The organism is Actinocorallia lasiicapitis (assembly GCF_054778695.1).
In genome coordinates, this window is sequence record NZ_BAAGZI010000139.1 from 1 (window position 1) to 13,554 (window position 13,554).

Annotated in this window: 14 protein-coding genes; 8 read left to right on the plus strand and 6 right to left on the minus strand. The window is 69.9% G+C overall.

Going from position 1 to position 13,554, the window contains the following annotated elements; translation table 11 throughout:
- A partial coding sequence (locus ACYVE7_RS17095; protein WP_460365704.1) for a hypothetical protein occupies positions 1-312 on the minus strand: 312 nt, incomplete at its 3' end.
- Between the two features lie 443 nt (positions 313-755).
- Here ACYVE7_RS17095 and ACYVE7_RS17100 point away from each other — a divergent pair.
- Both ACYVE7_RS17100 and ACYVE7_RS17105 read left to right on the plus strand, forming a co-directional pair.
- Positions 756-1,787 carry a Rieske 2Fe-2S domain-containing protein gene (locus ACYVE7_RS17100; protein ID WP_460365705.1) on the plus strand — a complete coding sequence of 344 codons (1,032 nt, stop codon included), beginning with the start codon at positions 756-758 and terminating at the stop codon, positions 1,785-1,787.
- Positions 1,788-1,802: 15 nt separating this feature from the next.
- Positions 1,803-2,411: a nucleoside deaminase gene (locus ACYVE7_RS17105; protein ID WP_460365706.1), complete on the plus strand. Its 609-nt coding sequence runs from the start codon at positions 1,803-1,805 to the stop codon at positions 2,409-2,411.
- A gap of 88 nt (positions 2,412-2,499) precedes the next feature.
- On the opposite strand, the gene ACYVE7_RS17110 is transcribed toward ACYVE7_RS17105, so the two are convergent.
- The 3 genes from ACYVE7_RS17110 to ACYVE7_RS17120 all read right to left on the minus strand — a co-directional run bounded on the left by ACYVE7_RS17110 (position 2,500) and on the right by ACYVE7_RS17120 (position 5,759).
- Positions 2,500-3,759 carry a threonine/serine exporter family protein gene (locus ACYVE7_RS17110; protein ID WP_460365707.1) on the minus strand — a complete coding sequence of 420 codons (1,260 nt, stop codon included), beginning with the start codon at positions 3,757-3,759 and terminating at the stop codon, positions 2,500-2,502.
- Positions 3,760-3,956: 197 nt separating this feature from the next.
- Positions 3,957-5,159: an RNA-guided endonuclease InsQ/TnpB family protein gene (locus ACYVE7_RS17115; RefSeq protein ID WP_460365708.1), complete on the minus strand. Its 1,203-nt coding sequence runs from the start codon at positions 5,157-5,159 to the stop codon at positions 3,957-3,959.
- Between the two features lie 198 nt (positions 5,160-5,357).
- Entirely contained in the window at positions 5,358-5,759 is a 402-nt protein-coding gene (locus ACYVE7_RS17120; protein ID WP_460365709.1) for a RidA family protein, read from the minus strand.
- A gap of 130 nt (positions 5,760-5,889) precedes the next feature.
- Here ACYVE7_RS17120 and ACYVE7_RS17125 point away from each other — a divergent pair, with 130 nt between their 5' ends.
- Positions 5,890-6,879 (plus strand): helix-turn-helix transcriptional regulator, encoded by a 990-nt coding sequence (locus tag ACYVE7_RS17125; protein WP_460365710.1) that lies wholly within the window; start codon positions 5,890-5,892, stop codon positions 6,877-6,879.
- A gap of 37 nt (positions 6,880-6,916) precedes the next feature.
- Entirely contained in the window at positions 6,917-7,669 is a 753-nt protein-coding gene (locus tag ACYVE7_RS17130; RefSeq protein WP_460365711.1) for a VOC family protein, read from the plus strand.
- Positions 7,670-7,830: 161 nt separating this feature from the next.
- Here ACYVE7_RS17130 and ACYVE7_RS17135 read toward each other — a convergent pair whose 3' ends face one another.
- On the minus strand, positions 7,831-8,463 hold the full coding sequence (locus tag ACYVE7_RS17135; protein ID WP_460365713.1) for a TetR/AcrR family transcriptional regulator: 633 nt from the start codon (positions 8,461-8,463) through the stop codon (positions 7,831-7,833).
- Between the two features lie 112 nt (positions 8,464-8,575).
- On the opposite strand from ACYVE7_RS17135, the gene ACYVE7_RS17140 reads away from it, so the two are divergent.
- Positions 8,576-10,069, plus strand: a complete 1,494-nt coding sequence (locus ACYVE7_RS17140; RefSeq protein WP_460365714.1) for a flavin-containing monooxygenase — start codon at positions 8,576-8,578, stop codon at positions 10,067-10,069.
- A gap of 22 nt (positions 10,070-10,091) precedes the next feature.
- On the opposite strand, the gene ACYVE7_RS17145 is transcribed toward ACYVE7_RS17140, so the two are convergent.
- Positions 10,092-11,189: a hypothetical protein gene (locus tag ACYVE7_RS17145; RefSeq protein WP_460365715.1), complete on the minus strand. Its 1,098-nt coding sequence runs from the start codon at positions 11,187-11,189 to the stop codon at positions 10,092-10,094.
- Between the two features lie 77 nt (positions 11,190-11,266).
- Between ACYVE7_RS17145 and ACYVE7_RS17150 the strand changes: the two genes are divergently transcribed.
- The 3 genes from ACYVE7_RS17150 (at position 11,267) to ACYVE7_RS17160 (ending at position 13,263) form a co-directional block, all read left to right on the plus strand.
- A complete protein-coding gene (locus tag ACYVE7_RS17150) occupies positions 11,267-11,488 on the plus strand; it encodes a hypothetical protein (RefSeq protein ID WP_460365716.1) in 222 nt (73 codons plus the stop codon).
- A gap of 151 nt (positions 11,489-11,639) precedes the next feature.
- Positions 11,640-12,599: an NAD(P)H-quinone oxidoreductase gene (locus ACYVE7_RS17155; protein WP_460365717.1), complete on the plus strand. Its 960-nt coding sequence runs from the start codon at positions 11,640-11,642 to the stop codon at positions 12,597-12,599.
- Positions 12,600-12,744: 145 nt separating this feature from the next.
- Positions 12,745-13,263, plus strand: a complete 519-nt coding sequence (locus ACYVE7_RS17160) for a TetR/AcrR family transcriptional regulator (protein ID WP_460365718.1) — start codon at positions 12,745-12,747, stop codon at positions 13,261-13,263.
- Positions 13,264-13,554 lie beyond the last annotated feature (291 nt).

Here is a 13,554-nt window from a genome sequence, read left to right on the forward strand (position 1 = left end):
GGGCCGGCCCGCCCACGCGCGCAGCGCGTGCACGTCCGCGAGCCCGGCGTAGGGGCCGAGGATCCGCAGCCCGGCGACGGCCGCGCCGTCCGGGTCGAGGCCGACGAGGAAACCGGTGGTCGTCCCGCCGTCCCGGATCGCCGGGTACTCCAGCGCGGACTCCACGCCGAAGTGCCGGTAGGTCTCCAGCGCGCCGCGCAGGAACCGGTCCCAGAGTTCGGGCCGGCTCGCGGGCGTCCCGGCCAGGAAGAAGCAGCCGGACGCCGCGTCCCGGAACGCCGCCTCGATCTCGACGTCCAACGGCGAATCCACGACCATTCCTCGACTGAACGGGACCGGAAGTCAGTCCCCGCTTACCGCAGATGATCATAGCGCTATGCCCCAGTAAGCGGTTTTTGCCCCACCTGTTTGGCCGATCCGCCGACCGGCCCGCTCCGCGCCGTGGATGGTTCGCCGCGCGCGTGGGGCTGACGGGCGGTCCGGAAAGGGGGCTTGCTTAACGGCCGTGGAACAGGCGGGCAACCGATCGGCAACGTCGCCGGGGCACTGTCGTGTCGGTCGTCGCCACGCGGAAGGGAAGGAGGAATCGGATGCGGATCATCACTGACGTGCGGTTCCTCGTCCATCGTTCCGCGTGGACGCGCGGTCGGATCGCCCATGGGCGAAGAGCGGCCGACGGGGACGTGCGGGGCTGACGGCTCCGGCCGTCCTCCCGGAGCCTCCTCCCCCGTCCGCTGTTCCGTTGAGGATTCGTGATGACCGAAACCCGGCTCGGCCCGCCCCGCGACTGCACGTTCGACCCCGACGACTGGCAGATCCTCGCCCGGCACTGGTATCCCGTCGCGCTCGCCCGGGAGATCGGCGACGCGCCCGTCGCCGTCCGGCTGCTCGACGAGCCGCTCGTCGTCTACCGGGCCGACGGCGAAGTGGTCGTCGCCGGGGACGTCTGCCCGCACCGCGGCGTCCCGCTCAGCCTGGGCCGCGGCGACGGCTCCGGCGTTTCCTGCGCCTACCACGGACTGAAGTTCGGCCGGGCGGGCAGATGCGTCGCCGTGCCCGCCCACCCCACCGCCAAGATCCCCGCCCGGCTGCATCTGGCGACCTACCCGGCCGTCGAACGGTACGGCCTGGTCTGGACGTGCCTGCGCCCCGGGGACGAACCGGACGTCCCGGCGATGGCCCACTGGGACGACCCCGGCTTCCAGCAGATCACCTGCCCGAGCATCGACGTCGCCGCGTTCGCCGGACGCCAGGTCGAAGGGTTCCTGGACGTCGCCCACTTCGGCTTCGTCCACGCCGGCTCCTTCGCCGACCCCGACGACACCGAGGTGCCCGCCTACACGCCCGTCCGGCACGCGCGGGGCTTCGCCGTCGACTACTGGTCGACCGTCGCCAACTATCCGCACGCCGCGGGCAGGCAGGCGCCGCCCGGCTTCCGGTGGCTGCGCCACTTCGACGTCCATCTGCCGTTCACGGCGCAGCTCACCGTCCACTTCCCGGACGGCGGCCTGCTCAACATCATGAACGCCGCCTCACCCGTCTCGGCCCGGCGGACCAGGATGTTCTGCCCCATCGCCAAGAACTTCGACCTCGACCTGCCCGTCCAGGCCACCTATGACTTCAACCGGCAAATCTTCGAAGAAAACCGCGCCATCGTCGAGGTGCAGAAGCCCGAGAACCTGCCCCTCGACCCCAAGATCGAGGTCAACATCCCCGCCGACCGCAGCTCCGTCGCCTACCGGCGCGGCCTGCGCGACCTCGGCCTCAGCCACTTCTTCACCGCCTGATCCCCGGGAGACCCCATGGACACCACCGCCCTCGCCACCTCCTTCGGCGCGCGCCTCCCCGACTGGGTGGCCGCCGAGCTCGCCGACGTCCCCGAGTTCCTGCCGTCCGACGACGACCGGATCCGCCTGACCAACCGGCTCGCCGACCGCAACCACCGCGAGAACACCGGCGGTCCGTTCGCGGCGCTCGTCGTCGAGTCGGCCACGGGACGGATCGTCTCGGCGGGCGTCAACGTCGTGCTGGCCTCGAACCTGTCGTCGACCCACGCCGAGGTCACGGCGCTGTCCCTCGCCCAGACCCGGCTCGGCGCCTGGGATCTGGGCGGGCCTGGACTGCCCGATCTGGAACTGGTCGTCAACTGGCGGCCGTGCGTCATGTGCTACGGCGCGACGATGTGGTCGGGCGTCCGGCGGCTCCTCATCGCCGGGGACGGGCCCGAGCTGGAGAAGCTGACCGGGTTCGACGAGGGCCCGATGGTCGCCGACTGGGCCGAGCAGTTCGCGTCCCGCGGCATCGAGGTCGTCCTCAGCCCGCTGCGCGACGAGGCCGTCGAGGTGTTCCGCGCCTACGGCGACCGCGACGACGCCGTCGTCTACAACGCCCGCGGCACCGCCTCGACCTGACCGGCCGGCGAGATCACGACTGGCGGGATCACGACTGGCGGGATCACGACTGGCGGGATCACGACTGGCGGGATCACGACTGGCGGGATCATGACTGGTCGGAGTGGGAGGCGATGCTGATCCCGAGGACGACGCCCACCCCGATCGCCCCGGTGACCACCAGCGCCTCCTGGAAGGCGTCCAGCGCTCCCGGCTTGTGGGCGGCGTACAGGACGAGCGCGCTCGCGGCGTACTTCGACGGAAGGAGCGCGCCGCTGACGGCGGGCAGGATGATCGCCGTCCCCGGTAGCCGCAGCCGTCGTCCCGCCCAGGCGCCGGCCGCGCCCAGCGCGGTCGCCGCCAGCATGATCGCGAGCGGGGCCGGCATATGGAAGACCAGCAGCCCCACCAGCCGGATCCCCGACGCGAGCAGCGCGCCGCCGAGGCCCAGCGGGATCAGCATCAGCCACCCGCCCGCCTGCACCACATTGCCCGCGCCGCCGACCGCCGCCGCCAGCAGCGCCAGCGGGACGGCGAGCGGCACGACGCTCAGATGGCCCGCCTCCTGCCGGAACGCGTGCTCGCCGATGTCGACCGCGTTGACGATGGCGACTCCGGCGACGATCGCGCAGAGCGTCCTGACCACGATGATCGCGCGGTAGGCGGCCGTCATCGGATAGCCGAAGATCGCGTCCTCGGTGAGGGAGACGACCGGCAGGACGGGCAGCAGCATCAGCAGGTTGCCCGAGACGAGTGCGGCGACGTCCAGCGGGCCGACCCCGGCCTGGAAGGCGGCCAGCCCGAACGCGTTGACCAGCAGGGCCTGCACGGTCGCGGTGTAGAACGCGGGGAACCGGTTCTTGTCCAGCGCCCAGCCGGTGCGGTCGACCAGCACCCGCAGCACGACGCCGAGAAGCACGCCGATCAGGCCCGCGCCCGACTGGAGGGTGATCGCCGCCGCCAGCGCGCCGCCGCCGCAGATCCGCGCCCACCACGGCGTCCGGGCCGCCGCCTGCATCCGCAGCCGGAGCTCCCGCTGCGACTCCTCGGGCTTCACCCTCCCGTGGACCAGGTCGTCGATGAGCCGGTAGACCTGGCACATCCGGCCGAGGTCGCGGTCCTGCACCACCGGATTGACCTGGAGCACCGTGTACGGCGGCCGGTGGCAGCACCGGTACATCAGATTGATCGACCGGCCGCCCTGGTCGACGACCAGCCCCCGCAGCCCCATCCGCTCGGCGACCGCCACCAGCGACGTCTTGATCGCCCGGGTCTCGGCGCCCGCCGCGAACATCTCCTCGCCGAGCCGGGGCAGCAGCCGCATCGCCCGCTCGACGTCCCGCTCGGACGGATGGTCGGTCACCGGCACGTTCACTCCACCAGACGAGGAAGATCAGGTCGCTGGCAACGTAACCGACCTGGCGTTCCACCCCCCGGCGACGCTCCCCATGCCTTCCCCCGCATGAAGTAGATCTGTCCAACCCAGACCCGGAACCCCTGGCCCAGCCCTGGGCAGCCTGACCAATTGATCTCCTCCTCGCTCTGAAAGGCGAGGATTCTCCCCTGCTACACCGCTGCCGGTGCGAGCTTGGAGTGGGTTCCTGCTTCGTCGCGCTGTGCTGGAATCGCTTCCAGTCTGACCTGCGCTCCACAGGCTGGCACCGCCAATCCGGCGGCCTTCGCGACATTCACAGCCGCGTTGATGTCCCGGTCGAGAGTGGTGCCGCAGTGCGGGCACTCCCATTCCCGGACGGTCAGGGGTTTGGGTCCGTCCTTGACCCCGCAAACTGAGCAGACTTGTGAGGTGGGCTCGAACCGGCCGATCTTGATGAGGGTCCGGCCATACAGTTCGGCCTTGTACTCCAGCATCCCGACGAACGCCGACCAGCCCGCGTCGTGCACGGATTTCGCCATACGGGTACGGGCGAGTGCCTTCGCTGCCAGGTTTTCCACGGCGATCGCTTGGTTGTCGCGGATCAGCCTCGTGGAGAGCTGATGGTGGAAGTCGCGGCGCGCGTCGGTGACCTTGGCATGGGCGCGGGCGACCTTCACCCGCGCTTTGTCGCGGTTCTTGCTGCTCTTGGCCTTGCGAGACAGGTCGCGCTGGGCTCTCTTGAGTTTCTTCTCCGCGCGGCGCAGGAAACGCGGCGAGTTGATCTTCGTGCCGTCCGAGAGTATCACGAAGTGCGTCAACCCCAGATCGATCCCGACGACCGTGTCGGTCTCCGGCAGGGGTTCGGGGGATGCGTCGATCACGAACGAGGCGAAGTATCGGCCTGCCGAGTCCTTGATCACCGTGACTGAGGAAGGGGTCGATGGCAGGTTCCGCGACCAGCGGACCGGAACATCCCCGATCTTCGGCAGGCACAGCTTTCCGCCGTCGGTGATCCGCCACTTGGCGTTCGCGGTGAACCGCACCGCCTGCCGGGTGTCCTTCCGCGACCGGTATCGGGGTGCGCCCATCCGGGGACGCTTCCCGGCGAGCCCGTCGAAGAAATTCCGGTAGGCGGCATCCAGATCCCGCAACGCCTGCTGAAGTACAACCGACGACACTTCCGCCAGCCAGGATCGTTCAGGAGCCCTCTTCGCTTCCGTGATCAGCTGCTTGGACAGGTCCTTGGACTTCGGGTACGGCAGCCCCTGCGCCCGCGCAGTCTCCCGTACCCGCAGCGCGTCGTTGTACACCATCCGCGCGCACCCGAACGCCCGCGCCAACCCCTGACGCTGACCCGCGTCGGGGTAGAGGCGGAAGGAGTAGCGGAGCTGCACACCAAGATTCTGTCATTGGACTATGGGCGACTACAGCGATATCAGACAAGCAGGCACTGTGTTTTCGTGCTCCACGCGCATCCCGAACTCGCCGTCCGCGCTACTGGCGGGCGAACAAGCTCTGGGCAGGCTCCTACTTCGCATTTCGGTAGCCATGTCAAGCAGGGGCGGTGACTACCGGCCCCCTTGGGCGGTCCGTCAGGCGACGGCGGTGCCCTCGAGCTCGACCATCAGGGTGGGGATCGCCAGCCGTGCCACCCCGAGCATCGTGGTGGGCGGCGCCGCCCCGGCGGCGCCCAGCCGCGACGCCAGCACGCCGTAATCCTGGAAGAGCCGGTCCACGTCGGTGGTGTAGACGTTGAGCCGGACGAGGTCCGCGAGGGACATCCCGGCCGCGCCGAGCACGGCCTCCAGGTTGTCGAGGCTCAGCGCGAGCTGCGCCGCCATGTCGCCGTCGTGCTGGGGTTCGCCGTCGGCGTTCATCGCGGTCTGGCCCGAGCAGTACAGGGTCCTGGTGTGCCCGGAGACGACCTCGCCCTGGTGGAACCCCAGCTCCGCCGACCACTTCACCGGGTTGACCGCGGTTCGTTCCCTTGCCATATCGGCTCCTTTCGCCACAGTGCGCGTGGGACGTCCGATGGCTCGGCGGCCACCGGTTTCGACGTCGTGTGGACGACCCTCCCAGCCGATATACGACACCCTTTGTCGTATATCGGCGTAGAGTTTTGGGATGCGCGCCGACCGGTTGGTCTCGCTGGTGCTGCTGCTGCGACGGCACGGCCGGCTGTCCGCGGCGACGCTGGCCCGGGAGCTGGAAGTGTCGACCCGTACCGTGCTGCGCGACATCGACGCGCTGTCTGCGGCGGGCGTCCCGGTCTACGCCGAACGCGGCCGTCTCGGCGGGTTCGCGCTGCTGCCCGGGTTCCGGACCGAGCTCACCGGGCTGAACCACGACGAGGCCCTGGCGCTGCTGATCGCCGGATCCCGGCGGGGCGCGCAGGCGTTCGGCCTCGGCTCCGCGCTGGCCTCGGCCATGCTCAAGGTGGTCGACGCGCTGCCCGAGAGCCAGCGGGACACCGCCGCCGACGTGGCGGAGCGGCTGCTGATCGACCCCGAGACCGATCTGCTGTCGCGGCGGCAGACCGTCGAGGAGGCGCCCGGCGCGGTGCTGGCCGAGGTCCGGCGCGCGGTGTTCGCCGGACGCCGGCTGCGCCTGCGCTACGCGGCCTTCGGCCAGGGCCCGGAGTGGCGGACCGTCGACCCGATCGGCCTGGTCACCGTCCGTGATCAGGGTTATCTGCTGGCGACCCGTTCCGGCGCGGACCGCACCTACCGGCTGTCCCGGATCCTGGCCGCGCAGGAGCTCCCCGAGCCCGCACAGCGGCCCGACCGGGTCGACCTGGGGCGGGCCTGGCGGGAACGCAGCACCCGGTTCCGTGCGGGCGGCGACCAGGTCACCGTCCTGGTCCGCCTGGACCCGACGCGACGGGAGGAGCTGGTAGGCACCGCACTGGCCGTCCTCACCGAGGAGCGCGAGCCGGACGGCCGCCTGCTGATGCAGGTGACCTTCCAGGACCGCAGACACGCCGAATGGGCGCTCTGGCAGCTCGCCGCAGGCGCGGAGGCCCTGGCCCCACCCTGGCTGCGCACCTCCCTCCACGACCGGGCCACCGCACTCGCCAACCGCTACAGCCCGTCACGGCCGGACGTCCCGGCCTGATCCCGTTTCATGATCGCGTTGGCGTAGGATTTGCGGCATGGCGATGCGGTTGGTGCAGATTCATTTGAAGGCTCGGGACGACGTGGCGCTCGGCCGGTTCTGGGCGGAGGCGCTCGTCTGGGGCGTCGACAGCGAAGGTCCCGGTGTGACCAACCTCGAACCCGTCGGCTTCGCCTACCCGGACGCGTCCGCCGTCTGTATCGACGTCGTCGCCGACCCGCAGCCGAAGACGGCGAAGAACCGCGTCCACCTGGACCTCGCCACCACCTCCCCCGCCCACCAGGCGGACCTGATCGCCCGCCTCCGGGACCTGGGTGCGACCCCCGTCGACGTCGGCCAGCGCGACGTCCCCTGGACGGTCCTCGCCGACCCGGAGGGCAACGAGTTCTGCGTCCTGGAACCCCGCCCCCTCTACCGGGACACCGGCCCGATCGCGGCGATCGTCGTCGACTGCGCCGACCCCCGCGCCCTGGCCCGTTTCTGGTCCGACGCCACGGACTGGACCCTCCACGAACTGACCGACGACCACGCCTCCTTCCGCTCCGCGAAGGGCGTCGGCCCCTACCTGGAGTTCCTCCGCACCCCCGGCACCACCACCACCTGGAACCCCACGACCCGCCCCCGCATCCACCTGGACCTGCGCCCCTACCCCGGCGACGACCACCAGGCCGAAGCCGCCCACCTCCGCACCGTCGGCGCCACCGACCTCGACATCGGCCAGCACGACGTCCCCTGGACGGTCCTCACCGACCCCGAGGGCAACGAGTTCTGCCTCCTCACCCCCGCCTAGCAAGACCGGCGAAGGCAGCTGAGGGTCAGCGCGGATCGTGATCCTGCCGTGCAAGCGGCCACTACGCCCACCTCGACGATCCGGCGGCCGTCGCCCGGATCGTCGTGCCGCTCCTCCGGGAGCACCTCGCCCGATGACCGGCGTGCCACGAACCTCGCCGGCTATCGGGCGGCGATGCCGTCGTACATGACGCGGCGGACGGCTTCGCTGAGGCGGCGCTGCTGGTCGGCGTCGGGGTCGCGGATGCCCGTGATCGTGCCCGCGATGATCATTCCGTTGATGGCGCGGGCGGTGTTGGGGACGTCGAGGTCGGCGTGCAGGTAGCCGTGCTCGACCCCGTGGGTCAGGTAGGCGGCGGTGAGGTCGGCGGCCAGGTCGAACAGGTCGAGGACGCGTTCGGACATGGCCTTGTCGATTCCGGCGGCCTCGATCAGGACGAAGCGGGGGACGCGGGGATCCTCGGCGAAGATCCGGGCGAGCGCGTCGCCGATGCGTGCCGTCTGTTCGCGGTAGTCGGCCAGGGTCGACACGGCGTCAGGGGCGTTCTCCGCGGTGAGCGCGGTGATGATGCGCTGAACGAGGTCGTCCATGACGTGGTCCACGATGTCGCGCTTGTTCTGGAAATAGCGGTAGAAGGTGCCGTGACCGATGTCCAGGAGCTTGGCGATGTCGGCGACGCCGGTGGCGTGATAGCCGCGTTCGGCGAAGCACGCGAACGCCGCGTCAATGATCTCCCGCCGCAGCTCCTGCTTCTTGCGCTCGGCGCGGCTGGGCGGAGCCCCACTGGAGGTCATGGGCTCCAGTCTATTGCCCCGAGGGCATAACTGACATACCGTTCCGTTTCTGACGTCCGATTCCGACGCCATCGTGGCCACGGACCCTCATCGAACAGTCCAGGAAGCGCGCATGAACCTCCAGACCCCCGACCATGAGATCGTGATCGTCGGCGCCGGGTTCTCCGGCATGGGCGTCGCGATCCGGTTGCGTCGCGCCGGACGCCGCGACTTCGTCATCCTGGACGCCGCCCCCTCCGTCGGCGGGGTGTGGCGGCACAACACCTATCCCGGAGTCGCGGTCGACATCCCGTCGGCCACCTACTGCTACTCCTTCGAACCCAACCCGTCCTGGTCCCGGGCGTTCGCGCCCGGGACCGAGGTCCGCGCCTACGCCGAGCACTGCGCCGACAAATACGAGCTCCGCCCCCATCTGCGGCTCGGCGTCCGAGTGGAATCGGCCGCCTGGGACGAGACCCACCGGCTGTGGCGGATCCGCACCGACGGCGGCGAGCTGACCGCGCGGTTCCTGGTGTCGGCCGTCGGACCCCTCGACCAGATCAAGAACCCTGACATTCCCGGCATTGAGACGTTCAAGGGCGACGTCGTCCACACCGCCCGCTGGAACCACGACCTCGATCTGGCCGGCAAGAGGATCGCGGTCATCGGCACCGGCGCGTCCGGCCTCCAGGTCATCCCGCGACTCGCCGAACGGGCCGCCCGTCTGGACGTCTACCAGCGCACCCCGATCTGGGTCCTGCCGAAGGTCGACGTCCCGATCCCCGCGCCGGTCCGCGCGCTCCTGCGGCTCGCGCCGCCGCTCCAGCGCCTGATCCGGCTCGCCACCACGGTCGCGTCCGAGGCGGTGATGGTCCTCGGGATCGTCCACTACGACAAGGTCCCGTTCATCGTCCGGATCACCGAGCAGATCTGCAAGGCGCATCTGCGCCGCCAGGTCCCCGACCGCGACACCCGCCGCAAGCTCACCCCCGCCTACGGGTTCGGCTGCAAACGGCCGTCGTTCTCCAACACCTACCTGCGATCGTTCACCAGGGCCAACGTCGACCTGGTCACCGCCCCGATCCAGGAGATCACCCCCACCGGCGTCACCACCGGTGACGGCCGCCACCGCGACATCGACGCCCTCATCCTGGCCACCGGCTTCAAAGTCCTCGACGTCGGCGCGATGCCGCCGTTCCCCGTCCTCGGCCTCGACGGCGTCGACCTGGGCGAGCACTGGGACGCCCACGGCTACGCCAACTACGAGGGCCTGGCCTCCCCCCACACCCCCAACTACTGGCTGATGAACGGCCCCTACACCGTCTCAGGCGCGTCCTGGTTCTCCATCATCGAGAACAGCGCCACCCATATCGTCCGCTGCCTCACCGAAGCCCACCGCCGCGACGCCATCGAGGTCACGGTCCGCCAGCACCCCCATGACGCCTTCACCGCCGACATGCGCCGCCGCATGACCGGCACGATCCTCGCCCAGCCCTCCTGCGCCGCCTCCAACAGCTACTACTTCGACCGCCACGGCGACTCCCCCTTCATCCGCCCCCAGTCAGGCCTCCAAACCTGGCGCCGAGCCCGCACCTACGACCTCGACGACTACACCTACACCCGCTGACCAGGGTTCCTGCGGGAGCCGGTCAGGAGCCGTAGCGCCAGAGGGCGAATCTCCGGGCCGCGGCTCCGCCGACCAGCAGGTCACGGGTGCCGGGGACGCGCAGGATCGTGGCGGGAGCCGGGGTCTTGCCCGCGGGCTTGGGCAGCTTGACCTTGGTGAGCTTTCCCTTGCTGAAACGCAGGATCGAGGTGGTGCCCAGCAGCCAGAGGCCGCCGGAGCCGTCGCGCTGCATCCGCACGATCTGGAACTTGGGGATCAGCGGGTAGCGCTTCCAGCTCTTGCCGTTCCAGCGCACCAGGGCTGAGGGCCCCTGCGACTCGCCGGAGTTCTCATACCAATGGGCCGACGCCCAGATGTCGTCCTTCCCGACGACTTCGAGATCGGTGAACGTCTTGAGGAAGCGCCGCGGCCCCTTCACCTTGAGTTCCGGGAGGTAGCTCCAGCTCCGCCCGTTGAAATGGGCGAGGGTCGGCCGGTTCGGCGGGTTCTTACGCGCGTCGCCCCGGTCGGCGATCGCCCAGATGTCGGCCGCGGACCTGACCCGCAGCCGCGATCCGATCTTGTCCGGCACCGAGACCCTCTTCCAGGCCTTCCCGTCGTACCGGTAGGACCGCCGGGCGCACGTCCAGCCGCCGCAGTCGCCGGTGACCCCGCGCAGCAGCACCTGCCCGCGCCCCAGCGACGCCGCGTCGTACACCCAGGCGACGGGGAAGTTCTTCCGGCTCCACCTGACACCGTTCCAGTGCGCCCCGAACACCGTGTTCGCGTTCGTCGTCTCCGCCCGCACCGACCCGAACACCCACGTGTCGCCCGCCGCCGCGGTGACGATGGCCCGCACCGACGCCGACCGCTCGGGCACGACCGCCCGCACCCCGGCGTCAGCCCAGGCCTTCCCATCCCACCGGACGACCAAGGCACCCGAGTACTCCGTACCCCCCGCCCAGAGGTTCTTGGGCCCGGTGGCGGCGACCGCGGAGAAGCCTTCATTCGCGGACCCGGCAGCACTATAGGCCACCTTCCACTTCGGCTCCGCCGCCACCACAGGCCCGGCCGTCACCGGACCCACCAGCCCGCCGACCAGCAAACCAACACCAACAACCCGCAGCCCGATTTTTCCCATGCCGCGCACTTTATCCACTTTTGACACTCCACCAAGACCCAAGATCTTGGCGCCAGGAAAGAGCATCCGACCCTGCTGTGCTTGCGCGCGCTCGCCTCACTGCCCTGTCCAACACCGAGGAGAAACTCAACGGCTTCGGCCGCAAAGCCCCCTGGTACCTGGAGGACCGTCTACGCAAGAACGGCGCCGACTACGCCAAGGGCAGGCTCCCCCTCCTATCCCACACCGAAGCCGACCGGAACCTGTACACCGGCCAGAGCCCCGGCTCGTCCAAGCAGCTCGCCACCCGCCTCGGCTGAGCCGTCGGCACTGTACAAAGTCGCCCTTTCGCCGGACGCCGAAGGGTGACACATCTCACAATGGGCATCACTCTCAGTAAGACACCCCCGATGTTGACGGCGCACACTTTGAGCAATGTAGATGGCGTAAACATTCAGGAGGAGGAGTTCGATGAAAGCGATCACGATCAAGGAGCCGGGCGGTCCCGAGGTGCTCGAGTGGACCGAGGTCGCCGACCCTTCGCCCGCCGCGGGCGAGGTGATCGTCGAGGTGGCGGCGACCGCGTTGAACGGGGCGGACGTCGCGCAGCGGATGGGTTTCTACCCGGCGCCCGAGGGGGCCTCGCCTTATCCGGGCCTCGAGGTGTCGGGCCGGATCGGCGCGGTGGGCGAGGGCGTCACGGGCTGGCGGGCCGGTGACGAGGTCGCGGCGCTACTGTCCGGGGGAGGCTACGCGCAGAAGGTCGCCGTTCCCGCCGGTCAGCTACTCACCGTGCCCAAAGGTGTCGATCTGGTCGACGCGGCCGCGCTGCCCGAAGCGACCGCGACGGTGTGGTCGAACATCGTGATGACCGCGCACCTGGAGAAGGGCGAAACCTTCCTCATGCACGGCGGCGCCGGAGGCATCGGCACGATGGCGATCCAGATCGCCAAGGCGCTCGGCGCCCGGGTCGTCACCACCGTCAGCGGCGCCGACAACACCAAGCGCGTCCAGGAACTCGGCGCCGACCTGACCATCGACTACAAGACCGAGGACTTCGCCGACCACGGCCCCTACGACGTGATCCTCGACGTCATCGGCGGCGACTACCTGGAGCGCAACGTCCGCTCTCTCGCCCTCGACGGCCGGCTGGTCATCATCGCGATGCAGGGCGGCTTCGAGGGCAAGCTCAACCTCGTCGAGCTGGTCTTCAAGCGCAAGTCGGTCTTCGGCACCACTCTGCGGTCCCGGTCGGCGGCCCAGAAGGCGGCGATCGTCGCCGCGGTCCAGAAGTCGGTCTGGCCCATGATCGAGGCCGGTGCCGTCCGCCCCGTCATCGACCGGGTCCTGCCGATGTCGCAGGCCGCCGAGGCGCACCGGCTCATGGCGCAGGGCGGCCACTTCGGCAAGATCCTCCTGGTCAACGACTGACGGATCCCCCCATCCCTCCCGCCGATGATGTAGGCGCTGTTTACTTGCCCGGCTCGGGGGCCGGACAGACACCGAAAGTGACCATGGCACAGACCAGCCCCCCTACCACCACGGCGATCTGCGCGCCGCCTGCCTGAGCGCGGCGCTGGAACTCCTCGAAGAGGACGGATCCACCGGCCTGTCCCTACGCGCCGTCGCCCGCAGGGCGGGCGTCTCCCCGATGGCCCCCTACCGCCACTACCCCAACCGCGACGCCCTCGTGTCCGCCGTGGCCGCCGAAGGTTACCGCGAGCTCTCCGACAGGCTCACGGCGGCCACTCCCGCACCGGCCACTCCCGACGATCTCGCCGAGATCGCCCTCGCCTACATCCGGTTCGCCCTGGACCGTCCCGCGATGTTCCGCGTGATGTTCGCCGAGCCCTGCGACCCCACCGACGACGCGCGCGTCGCAGCGGTCGCCGCCATCACCGCCTACGTCCACGACCTCGTCGCCCGTGTCTTCCCCGACGCAGACCCCGAACCCCTCGCCGACGCCATATGGGCCCTCGTCCACGGGCTGGCCTTCCTCCACCTCGACGGCAAATTCGACGCCACCGACCCCGCCGCCGTAGCCACCCGCGTCCACGCCACCGTCCAAGCCGTCCTCACCATCCGAGGCGTCTAGGCCACTCGGCGACGCCGTCGGCATCCGCCAAGAAACACCTACACGTCACCCGTGGGGGCGCAGCCGGGACGGACCGGACTTTCCCGGCACGGCGGCGCAGACCAGAGGCCGAGGTCGCGGCCGATGAGTTCCTTCATGATTTCGCAGGAGCCGGCCCAGATTCGATTTCGGGTTGCACCGGGTAGACTGAAGAACATGAAAACCCAGCTCAGGCCAATGCCAGTGAGTTAAGGCATTTGCCCAGGTGAGGGCGCGTTTTGTGGGCCCGGGTCGCGGAGCGGCCCGACGCGT

Bases quoted from the DNA above. Each gene is read 5' to 3' on its own strand.
- ACYVE7_RS17100 (WP_460365705.1), top strand. From the start codon at position 756: ATGACCGAAACCCGGCTCGGCCCGCCCCGCGACTGCACGTTCGACCCC.
- ACYVE7_RS17105 (WP_460365706.1), top strand. From the start codon at position 1,803: ATGGACACCACCGCCCTCGCCACCTCCTTCGGCGCGCGCCTCCCCGAC.
- ACYVE7_RS17120 (WP_460365709.1), bottom strand. From the start codon at position 5,759: ATGGCAAGGGAACGAACCGCGGTCAACCCGGTGAAGTGGTCGGCGGAG.
- ACYVE7_RS17125 (WP_460365710.1), top strand. From the start codon at position 5,890: ATGCGCGCCGACCGGTTGGTCTCGCTGGTGCTGCTGCTGCGACGGCAC.
- ACYVE7_RS17130 (WP_460365711.1), top strand. From the start codon at position 6,917: ATGGCGATGCGGTTGGTGCAGATTCATTTGAAGGCTCGGGACGACGTG.
- ACYVE7_RS17135 (WP_460365713.1), bottom strand. From the start codon at position 8,463: ATGACCTCCAGTGGGGCTCCGCCCAGCCGCGCCGAGCGCAAGAAGCAG.
- ACYVE7_RS17140 (WP_460365714.1), top strand. From the start codon at position 8,576: ATGAACCTCCAGACCCCCGACCATGAGATCGTGATCGTCGGCGCCGGG.
- ACYVE7_RS17145 (WP_460365715.1), bottom strand. From the start codon at position 11,189: ATGGGAAAAATCGGGCTGCGGGTTGTTGGTGTTGGTTTGCTGGTCGGC.
- ACYVE7_RS17155 (WP_460365717.1), top strand. From the start codon at position 11,640: ATGAAAGCGATCACGATCAAGGAGCCGGGCGGTCCCGAGGTGCTCGAG.